A 23,130-nucleotide genomic window follows, 5' to 3' on the forward strand; every position below is an offset into this window, starting at 1 on the left:
TTCAGCCGGCGGCGCTGCGGCGCTCCCGGGCCGAGGTGACCTCGTGGAGGTCGGCGTGCTTGGTCTCCGGCGCCAGGAAGAGCGCGATGAGCGTCAGCAGCGAGGCGGCGGCCAGGTAGTAGCCCACGTAGGCCACGTCGAAGGTGGTCACGAGCCAGGCGGCGATGAACGGGGTCAGTGCGGCGCCGAGGATCGAGGACACGTTGTAGGCGATGCCCGAGCCGGTGTACCGGGTGTTGGTCGGGTACAGCTCGGGCAGGACCGCGGACATCGGGCCGAAGGTCAGGCCCATCAGCATCATGCCGATCACCAGGAACATCACCATGCGCGGCACGTCCACGTCCGCGCCGGTGCCCATGGTCTCCGGGTTGAGCCACCAGCCGAAGGTCAGCCCGAACAGGATCATCAGGCCGGTCACGGTGAGCAGCACCGGGCGGCGGCCGAAGCGGTCGGCCAGCATGCCGGAGACCGGGATGAAGGCTGCGAAGAACACGATGCCGACCAACTGCAGGACCAGGAACTCTGCGTAGGGGACGCCGAGGAAGCCGTCGCCGGTCTTGCCGATCGCGTAGGACAGGATCCACGTGGTCATGATGTAGAAGAGCACGTAGGTGGCGTACATGACGAAGGTGCCGAGGATCAGCTCCCACCAGTTGCGGCGGACGACCTCGCCCAGCGGGGCGGAGACGCGCTGGTCGTTGGCCAGGGCGCGCTGGAAGACCGGGGTCTCCTCCAGCTTCACGCGGACGTAGAGGCCCACCAGCACCATCACGAGGGACAGCAGGAACGGCACACGCCACACCCAGGTGAGGAACACGCCGTCCATCTCCGGGCTGGTGGAGTCGTGGTCGAAGCCCAGCACGAGCAGCAGGAACAGGCCGTTGGCGAGGAAGAAGCCGATGGGAGCGCCCAGCTGCGGCCACATGGCGGCCCAGGCCCGCTTGCCCTCCTTGGCGTACTCGGTGGCGAGCAGGGCCGCACCGGACCACTCGCCGCCCAGGCCGAGGCCCTGGAAGAAGCGCAGGATGGTCAGCATGGCAGGCGCCCAGAGGCCGATCTGCTGGTACGTCGGCAGCAGCCCGATCAGGAAGGTCGCGATGCCCATGGTCAGCAGCGAGCCGATCAGGGTGGTCTTGCGGCCCACGCGGTCGCCCAGATGCCCGAACACCACCGCGCCGAGCGGGCGGGCGATGAAGGCCACGCCGAAGGTCGCCATCGAGGCGAGCAGCTTCGCCGTGTCATCGGCGCCGGAGAAGAAGATCAGCGGGAAGACCGAGACGGCCGCCGTGGCATAGATGTAGAAGTCGTAGAACTCGATCGAGGTGCCGATCAGCGACGCGGTGACCACGCGGGAGCGAGGCACCTCGTCTGCAGCGCTGATGGCCGCTGCAGAGCCGTCCGGGGAGGGGCCGGGGGAGACGGAGGACATGGGATCTCCTGGCGGTTCGGGCCGTCGGGATCGGCGGCTCAGGCGAGTGGGACGATGGTCACCGTAGGACCGTCGTCGAGCATCCTGTCTGTCGGGGGGCGGATTGTCCAGCATGCGGGACGGGGATGTCCATGGCGACGCCCCGGCGCTGATGCGCCGGGGCGTCGTCCGTGCTCGCAGGCCGGCCTCGGGGCCGGCCACGCTGTCAGCCCGATTCCGGGAGGCTCACTCCGCGTCCTCGATGGTGACGATCGCGGTGCCCGCGGAGACGGAGTCGCCCGCGTTCACGGCAAGGCCCTTGACCACGCCGTCCCTGTGGGCGGTGAGCGGCTGTTCCATCTTCATGGCCTCCATGACCACGACCAGGTCGCCCTCACTGACCTGCAGGCCCTCCTCCACGGCCACCTTGACGATGGTGCCCTGCATCGGGGCGGTCAGTGCGTTCGACGAGGCGGCGGCACCGCCTCCGGAGCCGCGGCGGGCACCGCGCGGACGGCGGCGGCCGCCGGCGCGCTGGGCGGCGTCCTGCACGGTGTGCAGGGCGGTGGCGAAGGTCGGCAGGGTCACCTCCACGCGCTTGCCGTTGACCTCCACGGTGACGGTGTGGCGGCTCTCCGGCTCGTGCGGAGCCTGGGCATCGCCGCCGAAGGGGGCGAGCTGCGCGGTGAAGTCGGTCTCGATCCAGCGGGTGTGCACGTCGAAGCCGGAAGGCTCCTCGGCGCCGGCGGTGAGCTCCGGCGCGAAGGCCGGGTCCTTCACCACGGCACGGTGGAACGGCAGCACGGACGGCATGCCGGCGATCTCCATCTCCTCCAGGGCACGCGCGGCGCGCTGCAGGGCCTGCAGGCGGGTGGCGCCGGTGACGATCACCTTGGCCACCATCGAGTCGAACGCGCCGGAGACGGTCTCGCCCTCGGTGATGCCGGTGTCCACACGGACGCCGGGGCCGGCGGGAAGGCGGAAGCGGGTCAGGCGTCCCGGGGCGGGGAGGAAGCCGCGGCCCGGGTCCTCGCCGTTGATGCGGAACTCGAAGGAATGGCCGTGGATCTGCGGGTCCGTGTAGCCGAGGGCTTCTCCGCGGGCGAGGCGGAACTGCTCGCGGACCAGGTCGATGCCGGTGACCTCCTCGGAGACCGGGTGCTCCACCTGCAGGCGGGTGTTCACCTCGAGGAAGGACAGGGTGCCGTCCGCGCCCACCAGGAACTCGCAGGTGCCGGCACCCACGTAGCCGGCCTCCTTCAGGATGGCCTTGGAGGACTCCACGAGACGGGCGTTCTGCTCGTCGGAGAGGAACGGCGCCGGGGCCTCCTCCACGAGCTTCTGGTTGCGGCGCTGCAGGGAGCAGTCGCGCGTGGAGACCACCACCACGTCGCCGTGCTCGTCCGCGAGGCACTGGGTCTCCACGTGGCGCGGCCGGTCCAGGAACCGCTCCACGAAGCACTCGCCGCGGCCGAAGGCGGAGATCGCCTCGCGGACGGCGGAGTCGTACAGCTCGGGGATCTCCTCGCGGGTGCGGGCCACCTTGATGCCGCGGCCGCCGCCACCGTGGGCGGCCTTGACGGCCAGCGGGAGGCCGTGCGCGTCGGCGAACTCCAGCACCTCGGCGGTGCCGGAGACCGGCTCGGTGGTGCCCGGGGCGAGCGGGGCGCCCACGGCGGTGGCGATGCGGCGGGCCGAGACCTTGTCCCCCAGGGCTTCGATGGCCGCCGGGGGCGGACCGATCCAGACCAGGCCCGCCCCCTCCACGGCGCGCGCGAAGTTGGCGTTCTCGGAGAGGAAGCCGTAGCCGGGGTGGACGGCGTCTGCGCCGGAGCGTTCGGCGGCGTCCATGATCTTGTCGATGAGCAGATAGGAGTCCGCCGCGGTCTGGCCGCCGAGGGCCACGGCCTCGTCCGCCAGGCGCACGTGCATGGCGTCCCGGTCCGGCTCGGCATAGACGGCCACGGAGGTCAGCCCCTCGTCCTGGCAGGCGCGGATCACGCGGACGGCGATCTCCCCGCGGTTGGCAACGAGGACCCGGGAGAAGCGACGGGGCGGGGCGTCGGTCTCAGGGCTCTCGTGTGCGGCGGCGGAAGTCATGCGCGTCAGTCTCCTCACGGTGGCAGGTCTACTCGGGCGCCCGCGCCGTCCGCGCACATGATGTGCGCCGGACCGGGCGTCGCCCACTCGGGCACCCTAGCCGCGAGACGTCGGAAACCTACAGTTCTCGGCGCCGATCCCGCGCTGTCAGCGCTCGGAGTTGGAGGAATCCCACAAAACGGTGAAGGGGACGCCCAGCTCCTCGCACTGTGTCCGCAGGGTGGACACGGACAGGCCGACCACCGCGTTGGGGTCACCGTCCACGGAGTCGACCAGTGCGGCACCTGCGCCGTCGATGGTGAAGGCGCCGGCGCACCGGAGTGGTTCTCCGGTGGCCACATAGGCGGCGATGGTCCGTTCGTCGGCGGCGGCGAACCTCACCACCGCGGACACCTGCGCGGAGGTTGACCGCAACGTGCCGTCCGGCTGCACCAGTCCCAGCCACTGCCCGGTGTGAAGCACGCCCGCGCGGCCCTGCTGCAGCCGCCAGCGCTCCACCGCCACCCCCGGCTCGTACGGCTTGCCGTAGGCGACGCCGTCCATCTCGAACACGGAGTCGCAGCCGACCACCAGGGTCGGCCGCTCCACGCCGGCCTCGGCGACCTGCGCGACCACGTTCCGCCCCTTGGCCTCGGCCAGCAGCAGGGCGAGCTGCGCCGGGGACGCGCCGGAGGCCCGGGCGCCGACCGCCGCCTCGTCCACGTGGGAGACGAGCGTGCGGAACGGCACCCGGGCCCGGGTGAGGATCTCGGCTCGACCCGGCGAGGCCGAGCCGAGCACGAGCTCCGGTGCGTCGGTCATGCCAGCGCCTCGCGCAGGGTGTCCAGCCCCATGCCGCCGAGCTTGAGCGCGCGGGTGTGGAAGGACTTGAGGTCGAAGTCCTCGCCCTCGCGCTGCTCGTGCTCGGCGCGGATCTGCTCCCAGATGCGCTGGCCGACCTTGTAGGACGGCGCCTGGCCCGGCCACCCGAGGTAGCGGGTGAACTCGAAGCGGCGCTGGCCCTCGGAGATGATCAGGTGCTTGGCCAGGAACGCGTAGCCCTTCTCCGGGTCCCACTCTCCGCCGCCCTCGGACTCGGGAGCCTCGAAACCGCAGTGGTAGCCGATGTCGAACACCACGCGGGCCGCGCGCATGCGCTGCATGTCCAGCATGCCCAGGCGGTCGCCCGGGTCGGCCAGGAAGCCCAGTTCGTCCATGAGCTTCTCGGAGTACAGCGCCCAGCCTTCGCCGTGGCCGGAGGTCCAGCAGGCGTTGCGGCGCCAGTCGTTGAGCTCGCCGCGGTTCATCATGGCGGTGGCGATCTGCAGGTGATGGCCCGGGACGCCCTCGTGGTACACGGTGGTGGTCTCGGCCCAGGTGGTGAACTCGTCCTCGCCGGCGGGGACGGACCACCACATGCGGCCCGGGCGGGAGAAGTCCTCGGACGGGCCGGTGTAGTAGATGCCGCCCTCCTGGGTGGGGGCGATCATGCACTCGACCCGGTCCATGGGGGCCGGGATCTCGAAGTGCTCCTTCATGGCCTCGATGGCCCGGTCGGACAGGTCCTGCATCCATGCACGCAGCGCTTCGGTGCCCTTGAGCCTGCGTTCCGGGTCCGCGTCCAGGATCTCGCGGGCGCGCTCCACGGAGGCGCCGGGCTCGAGCTGCTCGGCGATGGCCTCTTGCTCGGCGATGATCCGGGCGAGCTCCTCCTGGCCCCAGCGGTAGGTCTCCTCCAGGTCCACCTCGGCACCGAGGAACATGCGCGAGCCGAGGGAGTAGAGCTCGCGGCCCACGGCGTCGTGCTCCGGGGCATGGGGGCGCAGCTCGGTCTCCAGGGTCTGGGCGAAGTCGCGATAGGCCTGGGCGGCGGCCTCGGCATTGACCTGGATGCGGGCGGCGAGCTCCTCGTCCACCACCTCGGCCGCGGCGGCGCGGGCGATCAGGCCGGGGAAGAAGCCCTCACCCTCGCCGTGGGCGCGGGCCTGCTCGATCACGATGTCCACCTGGCGCACGGCGGCCACCTGGCCGCGGTCGCGGGAGGCGAGCAGGGACTCGGTGTAGCCCTGCAGAGCGGCGGGCAGATTCGCCAGGCGGCCGGCGATGTGCTCCCACTGCTCGGCGGTGTCCGTCGGCATCAGGTCGAAGATCGCGCGGATGCTCTGGGCGGGGGAGGCGATGTTGTTCAGCTCGGTGCGGCCGGTCGCGTGGATCTCGCGGTACAGGCCGACGCGCTCCTGCAGGGCGGCCTTGGTCACGCGGTCCACGTCGTCCACCGGCTCCATGGAGGCGATGTCCTCGAGCAGCTGACGGTTCACCTCGTCCTCGCGCTCGGCGCCGGCGGGGGAGTAGTCGCCGTACTCGGTCTCGTGCCCGGGCAGGCCGAGGCTGGTGGCCTCCTCCGGGTGGAGGGCAAGGGTCTCCCGGTAGAAGCGGTCGGCGCGCTCGTCGATTGCGGAGAGCGGACGGGCTCGGTGCTGCGGAGCTGGTGTGATCGCGGTCATGGTTGGCAGTCTAGGTGTTGTGGCGGCCCGGTTCAGGTCGGCGGCTTGCCTGCAGTGAGTTGCACGACCCCGTTCCGAGTGACGTTCTGCGCCCTCGTTCTGCTCATCGCCGTGGCCGGAACGGTCCTGTCCATCGCTCTGCGATCGACGGCCCCGTCGTGCGTTGGTTCCGTGGCCCCGTTCCCATTGCGAGGCACTGATAGTCTGGCCGACGACGTCGCAGTCCGCGGCAGCCGCTCGAGGATGAAGGTGGGACAGTGGCATTTCTCGTCGCGCTGAACCGGGACCGGGACTCATATCAGGTTCCCGCAGCCCTGGCCGAGACCGGGAATCTCGGACGTTTCGTGACCGACTACTACCACGGCAAGCCGGGCCACTTCCTGCCTTCGCTCACCCACCGGCGCCACCCGTCGATACCGGCTCGCAGCGTGGTCACCTCGAAGGGTGCCTTCCTGGCACAGCTGCCGTACGAGGCGGCACGTCGTGTGCGTCCCACGGACTTCCCCTCGGACCTCGTGGAAAGCGCGCTCGGGCGGACTGCTGCTCGGGTCGCCCGCCGTGAGCCGGACCTCGACCTCCTGCTGTACTCCGGCAGCGCACGCCAAGCTTTCGAAGGCCCCTCCCGTGGCCGCCGCGTCCTCTTCCAGTACCACCCGTCACCAGGGTTCATCGAGGAGACCCTTCGGGACATCGACGAGCTCGCAGACCTGCGTCCGTGGTGGGAAGAAGCCGAAGTCGGCAACGCATCGATGGAGGCCAAACACCGTGCCGAGGTGGCCGCGGCGGACCACGCCATCTGCGCTTCGGACTTCACCCGCCGCGGCCTCCTGCTGGCGGGGCTCGCTCCCGACGCCGTGTCCGTGGTGCCCTACGGCTGTCCGGCGCCTGCGGCGTCGGGCGCCCAAGGTCCGGGAGGAGTGCAGCAGTTCCTCTTCGTGGGCCAAGGCGTCCAGCGCAAGGGGCTGCACATCCTCATAGAGGCATGGAAGGTCGCCCGCGTGGGGGACGCCACGCTCACCGTGGTCGCCTCACGCCTGGACCCTCAGATCGAAGAGCTCGCCGCGGGCGTGCCCAGGCTGACCATTCGGGGGCGTGCGGAGGACACCGAGCTGTCGGCCTTGATGGATGCCGCGGACGCCCTCGTGCTCCCGTCCCTGGTGGAGGGGTTCGGCCTTGTCCTCGGCGAGGCACTCGCGCACGGGTGCCGTCTGATCGCATCCACCAACACGGGGCTGCCGTCCATGGGGCTCCCCGGCGATCTCGGTCGGGTGGTCGAGGCGGGCAGGGTGCAGCCCCTGGTGGACGCGCTCGAAGCATTCCACCACTCTTTCGATCCCGAGCGGACCCATGACCATCGCGCACGGCTTGAGGCACAGCGTCTCTCATGGGCAGGATTCCGTGCCGGCATCCGCCGCGCCGTGGGAGAGGAGACCACGTGACAGCGACCCGCACCGCCGCCCGTCCTCGACGGGTCCTGCTCGTCCTGGCCCGGGACCCGTTGGCCTCGAGGACCGGGCGCATGGCCGTCCTCGAGACGGCGGTCACCAGCCTGCGCGGCCAGGGGCACGAGGTGTTCGTCGCAGCGATCGCAGACGGCCTCGAGGGGGAGTGGATGGGGGTCCCGGTGCACCGCATCCGTCCTCCCCGCCTGAGCGGGCTGCCGGTGCACGCCGCTGCCGCGACGGTGCAAGGGCTCAGTCTGAACGAGGCGGTGCTCACCAGTCCCCGGGTCTGGAGGCAAGTCCGCGCACTCGTGGCCGAACTGAGGGCGGACGTCGTGGTCGGCGATGGCGTCCGCACGTGGCCCTCCCTCCGGGGAGCCGCCGCACCCGTGGTGATGCACCTGGACGACCTTCTCTCCGACCGTTATGGCTCGGCAGCCTTCCGAGACGGCAACGACTCGGTTCTCGGGTACTACGGGGACCGGATCCCGCCCAGGCTTCGGGGCCTGGCAGAACGGGCCGCTCACCTGGTGCTGCGCCACGAATCTCGGCGGATGCGGCGCAGGGAGATCGACATCGCCAGGCAGGCGGCAGGTGTGGCCATGACCTCCGCCGATGAGGCCCGCACTCTGAGCAAGCGGGCAGGAGTGCCTGTCGCGGACCTGCCCATGGCGGTGTCTCCTCTGCTTCCGGGCCGTCCTTCCGAACAGGATCCCCTGTCCTTCGCCTTTCTGGGGGTGCTCCACTACGGTCCCAACCTCGGGGCGCTGCGCTATGTGCGGGACCAGATCATCCCCGTCGCCCGGGCGCGTGGGATCGACCTGCAGGTCGCCGCGTATGGCAAGGCGGACGACGCGGCTATGCGAGAGTTCGCGGATGCCGAGGGCATCCGCCTGGTGGGATACGTCGACGACCTCGCGGAGGCCTTGCGCGGTCACCGGGGGTTCCTGTCCACAGTCCTCTCCGGCACCGGTGTGAAGACCAAGGTCCTGGACGCCCTCAGCGTCGGCCTGCCCGTGGTCGCCACCCCCCTCGGCGTGGCCGGCATCCCGCTCCGTGACGGCGTCGACGTGCTGGTCGCGCAGTCTCCCGAGGGCATCGTGGACCACATCGTGGCGCTGGCCGAGGACGGCGATCGCGCTGACCGTATCGGCCTGGCCGGGCGTGAACTGTTGAAGGGGCCTCTTGCGAGCGAGCGGGTCGCCCGGTCCTGGGAGGCCGTCATCGAGTCCGCAGCGGGTTCTGACCCCGGAGCCGAACGAGCATGACGAAGGAGCACGGCATGGAAGCAGCGTCCCTCCCTGATCCTGGGCTGACGGTGGCGGGGGACACCGGTCTCCGGGCCGGCCTCGGCCTCGGCACGGCTCGTCTCGGTGCGTTCTGGCAGGGCAAGGGCGTCCGTGAGGGTGCACGTGCTCTCGACGCGGCCTTCGACCTCGGAGTGACCGTGGTGGACACCGCGGACGTCTACGCCCGCGGCATCAGCGAGCGGCTCGTCGGGCGGGCTCTGCGGCGCCATGAGGGGGTCACCGTGATCACGAAGGGCGGACTGCTGAAGACCCCCGCCGCGCTGGCACAGGCCGCCCGCTCTGGTGCGGGCCGACCCTCTGCTGGCGGTCTGAGGGCCGCGGCCCCCGCAGGGCGGTGCTTCCGGCCTGATTATCTCCGCTGGGCGGTGCAGGGATCGCTGCGCCGGCTTGGACTCGACTCCCTCCCCGTGTACCTCCTGCATGAGCCGGACCTGGCGACCGTGCGTGACCCGGAGGTCGTGGCCGGCATGGAACGGCTCCGGGAGGAAGGAGCGGTCGGGGCCTGGGGCGTCTCCACCCCTGAGGACGACGTTGCCCTGGCCGCCATGGATCTGCCTGGCACGCCGTGGATCGAGGCCCTCGTCGGTCCGGGTAACGACAGCCTTGCCGAGAAGCTTACGGTTCACCCCCGCCGTCGTGAGTCCGTGCTGGTAGGCATCGGTGCGCTGGGGGACGGCGGTCAGGTGGCCCGGCGGGCCGCGGTGGGTCGGATGGGGCCGGCAGAGGCGGTGGCCTCCCTGGCCGCCGAGGCCGTTGACCGGGCAGCACCGGACCTCCTTTTGCTGGGCATGAGCACCCCCGAACACGTGCGCCGTAATGTCGCGCGGCTGATGGCGACGCCGGAGCCGGCCGGGCAGGACAAGAAGGAGACCGCTGGATGACCATCTTCGACGCACGCGCCCTGCCCACGGGGGCCGAGTTACGTACAGACGTGCTGATCATCGGCACCGGTCCGTCTGGCGTGACGGTCGCCCGCGAGCTCGCCGACGCCGGCCGCGACGTGCTCCTCCTCGAAGGCGGCGGCATCGGTGTGGAGGCCGACGCTCAGGACACCCTTCGGGGGGATGCGCCCTCCCAGCAGCGCGAGCCGCTCGAGAAGGCACGTCAGAAGGGCCTCGGCGGCGCCAGCCACCAGTGGGGCGGCCGTGCCGCCCCGTTCTCCGCCCTTGATCTCGAGGCTCGTCCCGGGCTGGGCATCGACGCGCCGTGGCCGGTGGACCGTGAACGCCTGGAACCCTACTACCGCCGTGCGGCGCACGCCCTGGACCTGCGCCGATACCAGTGGACAGCGGCTGACGCGCTGCCCGGGGACCCCGTGCATCTGCTCGGCGGCGGCCAGGACCTCGTCGACGACACCGGGCTCTGGCGGTTCTCCCCGCCGGTGCGCTTCGGCGACGTCTACCGGCGCGAGCTCGACACCCTGCCCTGGATGCGGCTGCTGCACCACGCCAATGTCCTGCGCCTGGAGACCGATTCGGCTGCGGACGGAGCCTCGCCGAAACGCGTGCGGCGTGTGGTGGCCGCGTCCGCTCCGGGACACGAGTTCACGGTGGCTGCCGAGACCGTCGTCGTGGCCTGCGGAGGGTTGGAGTCTGCCCGGCTCCTCATGGCCTCCGGCCTGGGGGGCCGGTTCGACCAGGTGGGCCGGAACTACATGATCCACCCCATCGCCGAGGTGGGGGAGCTCGTCCTCGCGGACCCGGGGTCCGCAGAGAACGCCGTCCGGTACACGAAGTCCCATGACGGCGTCTGGGTGCGCCGACTCCTCACGCTCACCGAAGAGGTGCGCCGCCGTGACGACCTGCTGCACATGGGGTTCGCCCTCTGGTACGAGGACCCGATGCACCCGCGTCACGGGGATCCGCTGCTCTCCGCCTACGTGCTGGCACGCAAGGCGTTGTTCTCTCTGGACGGCTTCAAGTCCGCCGGCATGCACAGACGCTTCGCCGACGCCCCGGATGCCCCCGGACACGTGCGGAACGTGCTTCTCGGCCTACCGCAGCTTGCAGGGTTCGGCGTGACGTGGGCACGTGACCGGTGGCTCGATCCACGCACACTTCCCGCTTTCACCCGTCGGTCCAGAGAGGGGCGGTACCGCATCCGGTTCGACGCGGAGCAGTCCCCTTCACCGGAGAACCGGGTGACCTTGTCCGCCACGGAGCGGGACGGTTTCGGCGTCCCCCGGCTGAGCGTCCAGCATCGGGTGTCCGATGCGGACCGGGAGAACTACCACCGCTCGCTGTGCCTGCTCGCCGAGGGCATCGAGCGCAGCGGCTTCGGTCGCTACACCCCGCCCACCCTCGACCACCTGAAGTCGCTGGAGCTCACGGATGCGACGCACCAGATGGGTCTGTTGCGCATGGGTACCCGGCCGGAGACGTCTGTCGTCGACCCGGACCTGAGGGTGTGGGAGTGTGAGAACCTCTATGTGAGCTCGACGGGCGTCTTCCCGACGTCCAGTCATGCGGGGCCGACCATGACGGCGGTGGCCCTCGCGATCCGTCTTGCGGACCACGTGCGCGGCCTCGGCCGCACCGCCGTCATCTCGGCGCAGGGCGCCGTCGACCTGACTCGAGAGGACACCACAGCATGAAAGACCTACGCGGTTTCACCGGCGCCGGCTATGACAAGGGACGCCCGAAGGTCGTCCAGGCCGCATGGCTGGCCGTTCAGGGAGCGGTGCTGCAGCACTGGTGGTGCCCTGCGAAGCTGCGCACGGCCACCCTGCGTGCCTTCGGCGCCGAGATCGGCAAGGACGTTCTCGTCCGCCATCGAGTGCGCATCCACTGGCCGTGGAAGCTGAAGATCGGCGATTCGGCCTGGGTCGGCGAGGGCGTCTGGATCCTCAATCTCGAGCCGGTGGAGATCGGCGCGAACACCTGCCTGTCCCAGGACGTGTTCGTCTGCACCGGATCTCATCTGTTCGACGACGACCACTTCGAGTTCGACAATGCGCCGATCCGCATCGGCTCCCGCACCTGGATCGCGGCACAGGCGACCATCCTGCGAGGGGTGACGATCGGCCACGACGTCCTGGTGGGCGCCAAGTCTCTCGTGGTGAAGGACGTGCCGGACGGAGCGAAGGTCGTGGCTCCCCTCGGCGTGGTCCGGGCTGCGGCCGCTGAGGAGTCTGCCGGTCGATGAGGATCCTTCACGTCGTCACCCTGGTGAGCCCGGACGGCTCCTTCGGGGGGCCGCTGCGTGTGGCGGTGAACCATGTGCGAGCCCTGAAAGAGCGAGGGCACACCGTGGACCTGGTGGCAGGCGCCCGAGGCTTCACAGGCTCCCTGCCCCATGAGTACGACGGCGTCCCCGTGACCCTGTACCGGGCGTTCCAGGCCGTGCCGGGCACCGGATTCGCAGGGCTCGTGTCGCCGGGGGTGACCGCCCACCTGCTACGGCACGCCGGAAAGTACGACGTGGTGCACCTCCATCTGGCCCGAGACCTGGTGGCACTGCCTGCGGCGCTGGCGGTGGCCGTACGCGATGTCCCCTATGTGGTCCACACCCACGGGATGATCGACGCATCAGACCGCCTGCTCGCGCGCCCGCTGGACGCGGTGGCGACGAAGCCGGTCATGGCCCGTGCAGGCGGGGCGATCGCCTTGGTTGAGGCGGAGCGTCAGGAGCTGCGACGCCTCTTCCCCAGGCTCGTGGACCCGGTGGTCCTCGCCAACGGGGTTCCGGGAAGCGAGCAGACAGCTGTCGAGTTGTGCTCCGGTGCCCCAGATCCCGAGCCGGAGGTCCTCTTCCTCGCCCGGGTGGCGGCCAGAAAACGGCCTGTCGAGTTCATCCGAGCCGCACAGATACTGGCCCGAGAGTTCCCCACTGCCCGGTTCAGCCTGGTGGGACCGGACGAGGACCGTGGCGACGCCGTCCGTGCTGCGCTGGACGAGGACGACGGCCGCGGCCGGATCAGGTGGGAAGGAGCAGTCTCGGCAGACCAGGCAGCGGCACGGATGGCCCGCGCCGCCGTGTATGTGCTGCCCGCCGTGGACGAGCCGTTCGGCATGACGCTCATCGAGGCCATGGCCGTCGGGGTGCCCACGGTGTGCAACCACGACTGCGGCATCGCAGGCATCGTGTCCGAGACCGGCGGCACCGTGGCCGCGGACGACTCCGTGGACGCCCTTGCCGACGCCGTGCGCGAGCTCCTGCAGGATCCGGCCCGTCGCCTGGCCGCAGGACAGGCGGGTAGGGACCGGGTGGCCCGGGACTTCAGCATGGGGGCAGTGGCAGTACGCCTGGAGGAGATCTACGCCGGTGCCGCCGGGGCAGGGGGACGTTGATGTTCTCCGTCCTCTGGTTGGGCGGATGTCTGGTCTTCGCCCTGATGTTCTGGAACCGTCCGGCCGTCGTCTTGGCCGGCATCGTCGCCGCCCGCGTGTTGATCCCCGGCATGGCGGAGGGTCTGGTCACGCCGCTCCTGCACCCGGCGTACTGGTTGTTGGTGGTCCACCTCGGAATCCAGGCGGTGTTCGCCTGGCCCCGCGTACGGCGGGCCATGAACCCGTCGACGGCGACCCTGCTGCTGCTGCTCCTGCTCGTCGGCTGGGCCGTGGGCAACGGTCTCAGCGCCTATTCGGCTGGCCCCCTCCCATCGCTGGTGAGCATGACGAAGGTCGTGCTGCTGCCGTTCCTGCTCGGCCTGCTCATCCGGGACGAGGTGCGGACCCGGCCGCGTTCGGAGACGCTCCTGATCTGGACGCTCATGCTCCTCGGCATCGTCCAGGTGGCGCTGGGCCAGTACCAGATGACCACCCACACCGCTGTGGTCTACGAGAGCCTGTATCGGATCCAGTGGTGGTGGGACGACTATGTGTACCGGGCGCTCGGGACGATCGGACACGGCATCCAGCTCGGCTTCTTCCTGGCGGCCCTCATCCCGCTCACCCTGCGTCTGCGGCGGATCGGAATCCGCATCGTCCTGTCACTGACCTTCGTCTACGGCATCCTGCTGGCCGAGGCGCGGCTGGCACTGCTGCTGGCCCTGGGCGCGCTGCTCGTCGTGGTGCTGTGGTCACTGAGGCAGCGGTGGGTGGCCACCATCGTGTGGGCCGCGGCAGCGGCGACGGTCGCCGTCCCCTGGCTCACGTCCTCCGATGCGTTCATCAGCGTCCTCACGAAGTTCGAGGACGACCAGGGGTCGAACGAGCAGCGACTGCGGGCGTTCAGCTGGGCCTTCGAGCACATGGACGAGTTCATGTGGACCGGATACTCCGGCAACCGCGACCTGATGGGCAGCGGCGCTGTGAGCTCGTCCCTGGAGAACGGATACCTGATCTTCGGCACCTATTTCGGTATGGCCGCCGCCGCCGTCCTCGCTCTCCTGCATGTGAGCGTCGCCTGCGCCGCCCTCGCCACCGGCACGCGGCGGGCGCGGGCCTGGCCGTCCACGGTCGCCGCTGTGGTGACCATCGGAGCGTTCTTCGGCTCCAGCTCCTTCATGGCACAGGCGCTCGAGGGGACCATGCTGTTCGTCTTCGGGGCGCTCGCCTGGGTCGGGTCGTCCGCGCCACGGTGGTCCGCGGACCGCGCACAGGTGGCCGTGGAAGAGGCTGCTGCCGAGGCCGGCCCGCCACAGGGGGAGCTCCGTGAACCTGCTGCCCCGGACCGGGCTCGTGATGAGTCGGAGGACGAGCCTGCCGCCGTGGAGGAAGAACCTGTTGCTGCAGAAGGAGAGACAGCGTTGACGAACCCCAGTGGTCACACGGTGATCCTGCGCGCACACCGGCCGGACCGCCCCACTCTGACGGCGTATCGCCGCCTGCGTCGGGACCCGGGCATCGACAGCGTCACCATTCTGGCGGACGAGGTCACCGGAGCCGGACACAGCTGGCCGGATGACGTGGACGTCCTGCCGATCACCGGCCCGGTGCTGGAGGAGCTGGGGCTGCGTACAGACATCGCGGACGCCGGATGGCGGTGCGGTGACTATGCCCTGGCCGTGTTCCTCCACCGCAGGCCCGAGGTGGAGCGGGTCTGGCTCCTCGAACCGGACGTCGCGTTCGTGCGCATCAGCGCCTCTCAGTTCATGTCCCGCTTCGACCACGACCCCGCCCACTATGTGGTGCACTCCATGGCCGTCCAGCGGCCGGGCGGCTTCTGGTACGGAACGCTGACGAGCCGAGGGTTCGAGGGGACAGAGTGGCATTCGTTCTTCCCCCTGCTCAGGGTCTCCCGGCAGGCCGTGGAGGCGACCGTCGACCTGCGCCGGCAGGTGCAGGGCCGGCAGAGCCCCTTGATGCACCCGAACGATGAGACCGTGGTGGCCACAGCGGTGGCCGAGGCCGGCCTGTCCTGGACCGCCATGAAGGATGTCTGCCCCGCCATGTTCCTCCGGTTCTCTCCGGGACGCCGATTGCCGCTGACCGTGTTGACGCTGCTCCACAGGGGGCCCCAGGTCTTCCATCCGGTCGGCCGGCCCGACCTGCTGCGTCACCGCAGGACGGCGCGGGACGTCACCGGCTGAGGGGAGGAGGGGCAGGGGCCCGCCCCAGAGCCCATCCGCGAAGGGGCGTGCGGGCCAGCAACAGGGCAGCCGACCAGCTGCCCGCCAACACCAGGCAGAAGGTCGGCAGCAACGGCCCCTCCCCGTGCCCGACCGCGTGCAGGCCCCAGTTGAGGACCGCGTGCACGTAGATCACACCGGTCCCGGTGGCCGCTAACGAGACGATCGCCCTGTCCGCGCGGATCCCGCAGGAGCGCACCGCCCGGGCACCGGTGGTCAGACCCCAGCACACCGCCAGAGCCGTGAGCACGGACAGCACCGGTGTCCCGAGGGGCGCAGACTTCAGATCCAACGGCTCCACGAGGCCGACGGCGAACAGGCCGATACCGACCGCCGCGACCGGCACACCCCAGACCGGTCCCCGGCGCAGGGCAGGGGAGGAGGCGAGCTGGTGGCCGGCATACACGAACACCAGGGCGATCAAGGCCTGTCCGGCGGCAACGGGCGTCTTCGCCACGATCTCCGGGGCGAGCCGGGCTGCGCCGCAGGCGAGCAGACCGAGCGCCAGGGCGGCGTGGGGTGAGACGCCGTCGGCGAGCACGCGGTAGAGCACGGCCGCCATGATCAGGGCGGACATGAATCAGAACGCCGAGAAGGGGGAGACCAGAAAGGCTCCGCCCCAGAGGTGAGCGCCGACCCGGCGCAGACTCATACCGCCGTGGGCGACGGAGACGACCGCCTCGAGGGCTCCGATGAGGACGGGCTAGAACACATAGGGTCGTCCCACGGACGTCCATCGGCCCCGTAACTCTTGTATCGGGCGCCGGCCGGGCGGGTAGAACCAGCCCGAAAGGAAGAAGAAGAGGGGGACGTGCCAGCCGTAGATCGCGTTTCGCAAGGGTTCCGGGAGCACCAGGTGGTCGCAGACCATGGCGGCGATGGCGGCCACCCGCAACGCGTCGATTCCGACGTCCCGGGGAGCTGCCGCCCGGGTAGGGGCGGGAACAGTCAGGGTGTGTCCTTCCCTGTGTGAGCGGCGGTGCCCAGAGCCTCGTCCAGCTTTTCGGCCATCAGAGGGGCCAATGCCTCGGCGAAGGCGGAGGTGATGTGGGTCGGGTCCGTGCGGATGATCAGCCCGCCCGCGGCCGCAGGGCACTGCCGCCGATCCGTGCAGAACCAGCCGCGCACGTCCACGTAGGCCGCGTCAGCGGCGGCGGCCCCTGCGTCCAGGGCCTCTGCCACCTCGTCCGTGTCCGGATCCATCAGACCCAGGCAGTCGAGGGTCGTGCCGAAACGGCGCACGCACTGCCGGGGGTCCTCACCCAGCGGCGGGGCGCCGAGGAGGACGACCTGCGCCCCGGACCCCTGCCAGCGCCGGGCCGCCTGGGCCGCCCCGTCACGCCATGCGTCCTGGTCGTCCACGCCGTCCGGCTGCAGACGGTAGCCGCCGTGTGCCCCGGAGGCGAGCACGAGATCCGGGGACTGCTCTGCGACGAGGTCGTTCACCGCCTCCCGACTCTGTGCGCAGGCTGCCGGGAACGCAGGATCGTCCCACCGCGCACCATGGGGGGTGTCCCACGGTGCGCAGCTGGCCACACCCACGACGGTGAGGGTCCAGGCGTCTCCCAGTGCCTCGGCCACCGCGGGCGTCCATGCCAGGGCCACGGAGTCGCCCAGCAACAGGGCCTGGCGCGGGCCCTGGCCCACCGTGCAGGCGGAGAGTTGTGTCTGACCGGCGGTGTTGCTGCACTCGCGCATCGGAGCCGCGATCTGCTGCTGTCCCAGCACATCGGGCGACGGGGAGAGGGAAGACGTCCACGGCTCGGGCGAGGTGGCTGCCTGCTCCAGCGCCTGGGAGAGGTTCGCCGTCGTGGAGAAGTGCTGGTCTGTGGAGACCGTGGCCACGGTCGTGGTGCGGTCGGCGATCACCATAGTCCGCCCGGGCAGGAACTGCACCGCCGTGCAGAGGAGGATGACGCCGGCGACGGCCCCTCCCATCATCGCGGAGGCGCGCACCGAACGGGCAGGGAGGCTGCGGGCCGCGCTCCGGCGGCGGAAGGGCTGCTCCACCCCGTGGTAGGACGCCCAGGCGAGCAGCACGGAGACTGCCATCGCCAGGACGGATGAGAGGAGACCGTCCACCAGTCCCCAGGCATGGCCGAAGACGAACACGGGGAAGTGCCAGAGGTAGAGGGAGTAGGAGATGTCGCCGAGCCACGTGGCCACCCGGTTCGTCAGCAGTGGTGCTCCCACCGCGTCGCTCCGGGAGACCAGGACCAGAGCGCAGCCCACCACGGGCAGCAGGGCCGCAGCGCCGGGGAAGGCGCTGTCCTCCGTGAGCACGATCGACCCCAGCAGGATCACCGCCAGGCCGACGAGCAGCGACCAGCGCTGGAAGGACCAGGCACGGGAACCGGGCCGGTGCAGCAGCCCCTGAGCGGCCAGCACCGCCACCATGGCTCCGACCAGCAGCTCCCAGCTGCGTCCGATCGGATCGAAGTACGCGAACGCCGGGCGGACCGCCACCATGATCACGGACCATGCCAGGCCGGCCGCGGCGAGGAGGGCCACACCGGCCAGGACGACGGTCAGCGGACGGGCCCGGCGGACGCGCCTCCCCGCCAGGATGAAGAGCATCAGCACCGGAGGCCAGACGGCGTAGAACTGCTCTTCGACGGAGAGGGACCAGTAGTGCTGGAAAGGGGACGGCGCGGCGTCGCCGGCGAGATAGTCCGTACCGGTGGCGATGAAGTGCCAGTTGGCCACCCACAGCGACGACCAGAGGCCGTCCAGGGTCACCTGCAGTGCCTGGGGCCGGAACCAGGTCAGCCAGGCCAGCGCCACCGTCACGGCCGCCGTGACCAGCGCGGCAGGCAGGATGCGCCGGGCACGTGCCGCGTAGAACCGGACGAGGTCGAGCCGCCCGGCTCGGGACACGTCCCGCAGCAGGTTCCCCGTGATGAGGAAGCCAGAGATGACGAAGAACACGTCCACACCCACATAGCCGCCGGCGGGGCGGCCGACGGCGTGATGGAGGACCACTAGGCCCACTGCGAGGGCTCGGAGGCCCTGCACGTCTGCGCGGTGACGTGACCGCGGTTCTTCCTGTGACCGCTGCGTCACATCCCCTCCGTCTCCGCGAAGTCCGCGGCGGTGAGGCCGAGGGCCGCATGCGTGGCGCGCAGCTGGGCGTCATTGCCGCCCTCCGAGACATTGTGGGTGTGGAGTCCGCCCCCCTGGGTCCGGGGGTACGTGTAGAAGGCCCCGAGATGACCGATTCCGATGCGCCGCTTCGGCACTCCCGCAGCGACCGCCACGGCATTCACCCAGACGTCGTCTGCGCGGGGCGAGACCGTCTGGAACATCGTCCCCCGCTCCACCAGTGCCTCCTGAAGTGCGCGGGGGTACACGGCTCCCGCCCCGGTGGTCAGGAACGCCCGGGGAGAATGCGTCTCCACCGGTGTCTCGCCCCAGGAGGAGTAGGGGGCGAGCTCATCATCGTCGAATGCCAGCCGATGCGCCCGGTATCCGAGGAAGTGTCCCGGGTACTCGCGGTGCGCGCGGACCAGGCCCTCCAGCCACGTGCGCGGGTAGAGGATGTCGTCGTCTGCCGTGACGATCGGTGTCTCCGAGGGACCCGTCTGCTCCAGTACGGGGAAGTATTTCTTGTGCGAGCGGTAGTCAGGGGTGGCAGCGATCTCCAGTCCACGGCTGCGCAGCCGGCCGAGCATGGGGTTCTCCTGGACCGCCCGTTCCGGATCGTCCACCCAGAGGATCATCCGGGCCGGCAGGACCGAGCCGGACGCCAGCGATTCCAGCGTGTGGCCGACCACGGCCATCCGTGGCCCGTAGGAGGTCAGCGAGACGGTGACCGGGGCCGCACCGGTGACCGGGGCCTTCGAGAACCGGTTCCGTGCCCGGAGGGAGAGGATGCGGGATCCCTTCTGGGCGACGCGCAAGGGGCGGGGGGCGGTCGAGTCCATGTTCATGCTGCGGAGTCCTTTCGGCGGAGGCGTGGAGGTCAGCGGCGGAAGAGCCGGGTGAGCATCGAACGGATGAGACGGACGTCCTCGGAGCGGATCCCATAGAACCCCCTGGCCGGGATGCCGAACACCCGACGCAGCCAGACAATGTTCATGCTGCCCGAGACGAAGGCTCCCGCCAGCGTGGACAGCGCGGCACCGATCACGCCCCACGTGCCGACCGTCACAAGGAAGATCAGCAGATTGACGCAGGCTCCCACCGCCATGCTGATGCTGCGCAGGCCGGGACGGCCGCGCGCGCCCAGCCCGGCCCCGGCCACGGATCCGGACGTGCCGACGACCGTCGCGAGCAGGAGGATCACGGCCGCGGTCCAGGCATCGGCGAAGCCCGGGCCGAAGAGCGGGGGGATCCACCAGTGCATCGTGGCGCCCAGAGCGAATGCGGCGAGCGCCGACCCCGCGACCGCGAGCCTGCTCGCCTGCTGGAGCCGCTTCGCCTGAGTCTGGGGGTCGGACTCCGCGGAATCCGCCGCGAACACCACATTGCGCACAGCGGTGGAGACGACGGTCGGCACCTCACCGATGGAGGCGGCCACAGCGTACAGGCCGAGTTCGGCCTCATTCGACAGCGGCACCATCAGCACTTGGTCCACCCGTGTGAGGATGATGCCTGACAGGGACCCCAGCCAGATCTTCAACCCGAATCCGAGGACGGCGCGCTGTGAGGGTGTTTCTGCGGAGGGAGCGGAAGGCGTCTTCAGCACGCGAATGGTCAGGGGTAGGTAGACCAGTCCGCACAGCATCGGAATCAGGGCGATGGTCAAGGCGGCCGAGAGGACTGTCAGGTGGCCGGTCAGCCAGAGGAGGACCAGGGTCACGGCGCGCGCGATGGCCGTGAGCCAAGACTCCCATGCGACCAGGCCCCACTGGTGCCGCCCTGAGGCGATCGCTCTCGGCACCAGCCGTACGAGGGTCGGCGCCACCAGGGCTGCTGTGAGGCGGATGATGACCGTGAGCTCCGGGTTTCCGTCCGCCAGCCACGGCGCCATGAACCAGGTCCCGATGCCGCCGAGCACGCCCAGCCCTGCGATGACTGTTGCCGACTGGATGAGCAGCGTACGTTCGGATCCGGGGTATCGGGCGACGTGATGGGTCACCGACTCCTGCAGCCCGAAGGTCAGCACGGCGCTGAGGAACAGCAGTGTGGCGGTGCCGGCCGCCACCTCGCCGCGACCGGTCACACCGAGCCCATGCGCCAGGACGGGTGCGGTGACGAGAGCCAGCAGCGGTGGCATCGCGAGGGAGACGATCTGCACGACGATGTTGCGGCCCATGCCGCGGCGCGCCGCCTCGACTCCCCGCGCGGCCTTGTCACCGACGGCCATCGGACCCTCCGCTCGTGGTCGTCCGGGCTCGACGGTAGGCGCGGAAGTCCCGGAGCATGGCGGGGGCGGTGCGCAGTCCGCGGCGCAGGCGTGACAGGCGAGCACGCCACAACTGGGCGCGGCCGGCTGTCTCGAGACCGAGGTCCTGGGAAGCCATGGCAGTCCGGCTCGGAGCCAGGGCATCCGCCAGCATCCTCAGGCGTTCGCGTCCGCTCGCCTCAACCAGGCGGACGAGTCGTAGCGTGGCGGGTACACGGGCATGCGTGTACAGCAGCCATTCACGGTCAGGGGGCGGAACGTCCGCCTCGACCGGGCCGAGGCCGAGCTCCTGCAGCAGGGGGAGGAGAGCAGAGGTGGCGGAGAGGGCCTCTGCCGCCTCCAGCAGGTGCGACCGCAGCTCGGGATCCTGCACGAGCACCTGGACGAGGTGCTGTCGATGCCGCTGGCACCGCTCGTCCCAGGGCTCACGCAACGCCGTGAGTCCGATGATGACGGCGTGTTCGGGGCGGCGCGGAACCGGCACGGGCCAATGAGCCACCTCGACCGTCTCCCGGGACTGCCACAGATGGGCGAACGCGTCTGCGGACGCTGCGGGGTCGATTCCGGGATAGCGCGTATGGACGTCCAGGTCGCACGGCCAGTCATCATGGAGCAGGGTGACCGAGTGATGCGGAAAGACCTTGAGTTGATCGTCCTCCGGCCGCCGCCGCCATCCGAGCCGCCGCAGCTCTCCTTCCAGCGCCGCCAGCTCTTGCGGCTCGATCAGGAGGTCCACATCGGATGGCTGGCCGACGGGACGCAGACCCTGGACCATGGCCGCCTCACCTTTGAGGAGCAGCGCCCGGGCTCCCACTCGGTCCGCTGACTCCACGGCCAGCGCCGCGGCCAGGCCTACAGCGTCGCGCAGTGGCAGCACCGCTCGGTGCGTCGCGCCCCTGGCGCCCGCGCCGTCGGTCATTCCCGGGTGGAGCCGGCGTTCCGGCTGGTGACGTCGAAGTCCTGGTCCGGGGTCGCCGAGGACGAGTAGTAGGACTTCCCGTAGTAGCCGTAGTATCCGGCCTCCTTGCCGCGCGTGGGGACGCGGTTGAGGACCGTGCCGAGCACGTCGCCGTTGACCTTCTCGAGGTTGCCCAGGGACTTGGCCAGCTCGTCACGGGTCGTCCGCCCGGCGGTCACCACGAGGACGCAGCCGTCGTACTTGGCGGCGAGGATTGCGGCGTCCGTCACGGGCAGCAGCGGTGGTGCGTCAACGATGACCATGTGGTCCTGAGCGAGCGAACGCAGGATGGCTTCCAAGCGGTCGGAGCCGAGGATCTCGGACGGATTCGGCGGAACCGGGCCCGAGGCGAGGACCGTGAGGTTCTCGACCTCGGAGACCGGCTGGAGGACGTCGTCCACCTGGGCGTTGCCCACCACGGCGTTGGTCAGGCCCACGGAGCCCTCCACGTGGAAGGAGCCCGCCACGGTCGGACGGCGCAGATCGGCATCCACGAGCACTGTGGGCACGTCCGACTGTGCCAGCGTGATGGCGGCATTCGCCGCCACGGTCGACTTGCCCTCGGCGGGAGCCGCGGACGTGACCACGATGATGCGTGGCGGGTTGTCCGGGCGCAGGAACTGGAGGTTGGTCCGCAGCTCCTTGAAGGCCTCCACGACGTGGAAATCGTCCCGGCCGGTGTGACCCGTCAGTTCCAGCAGTGCCGAGCGGCTCTCCACCTCTGCATTCGAGTCCTTCGACTGCGTTCGGTTCCTCTGCGCGCGGCGGCCCAGACCTGCCATGGCGGGGATGGTCCCGAGGACGGTGAGGCCGAAGGTCTCCTCCAGGACCTTCACACCTCGGATGCGACGGTCGTTCAACGACCGCAGAGCCGCCACGCCGAGGCCGACGACCAGTCCGACCAGAGCGCCGAGGGCCAGCGCCATCCGCACGTTCGGGGTGTGCGGGGTTTGCGGCTGTGTGGCCTGCACCAGCGGAAGGACCTTCACGATGGACTGTGCCGAGGACTCTTCGGACTGCTCGACGCCGGGCAGGGTCTGGTTCTCGATGTTCGAGACTTCCTCTGCCAGGGAGGAGACCCAGGAGTCGGCCAGCGCGCGGGCTGCGTCAGGGGAGTCCTGGACAACGCTCAGGCGCACCTCGGCGGTGTCTGGCGGAACGGTGGCCGTGACCGCGCCGGACGCGGCTTCGGGGCTGATGTCCAGGCCGGCCTGCTTCACGGCCCCCTCGGCGACTGCGCGAGAGGTGGCCAGTTCTTGATACTGGGTGGCCTTCGACTTGGCGAGGTTGTCCGCAGTCAGAGCGATGCCGAGGTTCTCATTCACCCCGGCGGTCACCACGGCCGAAGCATGCGACTGGTACGTCCGCGGCTGCGTGAGCGTCCACAGGGACGCGAGGAGAACGCCCAGAGCGACACAGCCGACCACGATCAGCCAATGGTCGCGAAGGACCCGCAAGAGGTCTCGAGGACTGAAGTTCGAGCGCTCGTCCTGTGGTGCGCTGGTCTCTGCCATGTGGGCCCTTCGCTGATGGGGGACTGGATGTCTTCGGTTCCCTCGGGGGGGCACGGA

General features: G+C 70.3%; 18 protein-coding genes. 7 read left to right on the forward strand and 11 right to left on the reverse strand.

Annotated features, from left to right (window positions below; all coding sequences use genetic code 11):
- Position 1: 1 nt before the first annotated feature.
- The 4 genes from FM125_RS10620 to FM125_RS10635 all read right to left on the reverse strand — a co-directional run bounded on the left by FM125_RS10620 (position 2) and on the right by FM125_RS10635 (position 5,991).
- A complete protein-coding gene (locus FM125_RS10620; protein ID WP_087134574.1) occupies positions 2-1,429 on the reverse strand; it encodes an MFS transporter in 1,428 nt (475 codons plus the stop codon).
- Positions 1,430-1,654: 225 nt separating this feature from the next.
- Positions 1,655-3,508 (reverse strand): acetyl/propionyl/methylcrotonyl-CoA carboxylase subunit alpha, encoded by a 1,854-nt coding sequence (locus FM125_RS10625; RefSeq protein ID WP_087134575.1) that lies wholly within the window; start codon positions 3,506-3,508, stop codon positions 1,655-1,657.
- 147 nt (positions 3,509-3,655) lie between these two features.
- Positions 3,656-4,309: a Maf family protein gene (locus FM125_RS10630; RefSeq protein ID WP_087134576.1), complete on the reverse strand. Its 654-nt coding sequence runs from the start codon at positions 4,307-4,309 to the stop codon at positions 3,656-3,658.
- Entirely contained in the window at positions 4,306-5,991 is a 1,686-nt protein-coding gene (locus tag FM125_RS10635; RefSeq protein WP_087134577.1) for a DUF885 domain-containing protein, read from the reverse strand. Before FM125_RS10635 ends, FM125_RS10630 begins: the two co-directional genes overlap by 4 nt.
- 257 nt (positions 5,992-6,248) lie before the next feature.
- Here FM125_RS10635 and FM125_RS10640 point away from each other — a divergent pair, with 257 nt between their 5' ends.
- From FM125_RS10640 to FM125_RS10670, 7 genes are read left to right on the forward strand one after another with little or no spacing between them, the layout of a single operon-like run.
- Positions 6,249-7,430 carry a glycosyltransferase family 4 protein gene (locus FM125_RS10640; RefSeq protein WP_245829986.1) on the forward strand — a complete coding sequence of 394 codons (1,182 nt, stop codon included), beginning with the start codon at positions 6,249-6,251 and terminating at the stop codon, positions 7,428-7,430.
- Positions 7,427-8,701: a glycosyltransferase gene (locus FM125_RS10645; RefSeq protein WP_245829988.1), complete on the forward strand. Its 1,275-nt coding sequence runs from the start codon at positions 7,427-7,429 to the stop codon at positions 8,699-8,701. The genes FM125_RS10640 and FM125_RS10645 overlap by 4 nt, the downstream gene beginning before the upstream one ends.
- A 14-nt stretch (positions 8,702-8,715) precedes the next feature.
- Complete coding sequence (locus FM125_RS10650) at positions 8,716-9,624, forward strand: aldo/keto reductase (protein WP_087134578.1); 909 nt, start codon at positions 8,716-8,718, stop codon at positions 9,622-9,624.
- Entirely contained in the window at positions 9,621-11,336 is a 1,716-nt protein-coding gene (locus tag FM125_RS10655) for an FAD-dependent oxidoreductase (protein ID WP_087134579.1), read from the forward strand. Before FM125_RS10650 ends, FM125_RS10655 begins: the two co-directional genes overlap by 4 nt.
- Positions 11,333-11,887: an LbetaH domain-containing protein gene (locus FM125_RS10660; protein WP_087134580.1), complete on the forward strand. Its 555-nt coding sequence runs from the start codon at positions 11,333-11,335 to the stop codon at positions 11,885-11,887. The genes FM125_RS10655 and FM125_RS10660 overlap by 4 nt, the downstream gene beginning before the upstream one ends.
- Positions 11,884-13,032, forward strand: coding sequence for a glycosyltransferase (locus FM125_RS10665; protein WP_087134581.1), 1,149 nt, complete (start codon positions 11,884-11,886; stop codon positions 13,030-13,032). Before FM125_RS10660 ends, FM125_RS10665 begins: the two co-directional genes overlap by 4 nt.
- On the forward strand, positions 13,032-15,215 hold the full coding sequence (locus FM125_RS10670) for an O-antigen ligase family protein (RefSeq protein WP_087134582.1): 2,184 nt from the start codon (positions 13,032-13,034) through the stop codon (positions 15,213-15,215). The genes FM125_RS10665 and FM125_RS10670 overlap by 1 nt, the downstream gene beginning before the upstream one ends.
- Here FM125_RS10670 and FM125_RS10675 read toward each other — a convergent pair.
- The 7 genes from FM125_RS10675 to FM125_RS10700 all read right to left on the reverse strand — a co-directional run bounded on the left by FM125_RS10675 (position 15,205) and on the right by FM125_RS10700 (position 23,073).
- Positions 15,205-15,831: a hypothetical protein gene (locus FM125_RS10675; protein WP_087134583.1), complete on the reverse strand. Its 627-nt coding sequence runs from the start codon at positions 15,829-15,831 to the stop codon at positions 15,205-15,207. The two genes, FM125_RS10670 and FM125_RS10675, sit on opposite strands and share 11 nt — an antisense overlap.
- Before the next feature lie 126 nt (positions 15,832-15,957).
- Positions 15,958-16,278 (reverse strand): acyltransferase family protein, encoded by a 321-nt coding sequence (locus FM125_RS12495; protein WP_425435832.1) that lies wholly within the window; start codon positions 16,276-16,278, stop codon positions 15,958-15,960.
- Positions 16,203-18,317, reverse strand: coding sequence for an acyltransferase family protein (locus FM125_RS10680; RefSeq protein WP_342743432.1), 2,115 nt, complete (start codon positions 18,315-18,317; stop codon positions 16,203-16,205). The genes FM125_RS12495 and FM125_RS10680 overlap by 76 nt, the downstream gene beginning before the upstream one ends.
- The gene (locus FM125_RS10685) at positions 18,314-19,183 is read right to left on the reverse strand and encodes a hypothetical protein (RefSeq protein ID WP_087134585.1); all 870 of its coding nucleotides are present in this window, start codon (positions 19,181-19,183) and stop codon (positions 18,314-18,316) included. Before FM125_RS10685 ends, FM125_RS10680 begins: the two co-directional genes overlap by 4 nt.
- A 32-nt stretch (positions 19,184-19,215) precedes the next feature.
- Positions 19,216-20,562 carry an oligosaccharide flippase family protein gene (locus FM125_RS10690; RefSeq protein ID WP_245829992.1) on the reverse strand — a complete coding sequence of 449 codons (1,347 nt, stop codon included), beginning with the start codon at positions 20,560-20,562 and terminating at the stop codon, positions 19,216-19,218.
- Complete coding sequence (locus FM125_RS10695) at positions 20,549-21,376, reverse strand: nucleotidyltransferase family protein (protein ID WP_245829993.1); 828 nt, start codon at positions 21,374-21,376, stop codon at positions 20,549-20,551. Before FM125_RS10695 ends, FM125_RS10690 begins: the two co-directional genes overlap by 14 nt.
- A gap of 140 nt (positions 21,377-21,516) precedes the next feature.
- Positions 21,517-23,073 (reverse strand): tyrosine-protein kinase domain-containing protein, encoded by a 1,557-nt coding sequence (locus tag FM125_RS10700; RefSeq protein ID WP_087134587.1) that lies wholly within the window; start codon positions 23,071-23,073, stop codon positions 21,517-21,519.
- Positions 23,074-23,130: the final 57 nt, after the last annotated feature.

Origin of the sequence: Micrococcus lylae (genome assembly GCF_900163825.1) — a bacterium.
GTDB classification, from domain to species: Bacteria; Actinomycetota; Actinomycetes; order Actinomycetales; family Micrococcaceae; genus Micrococcus; species Micrococcus lylae.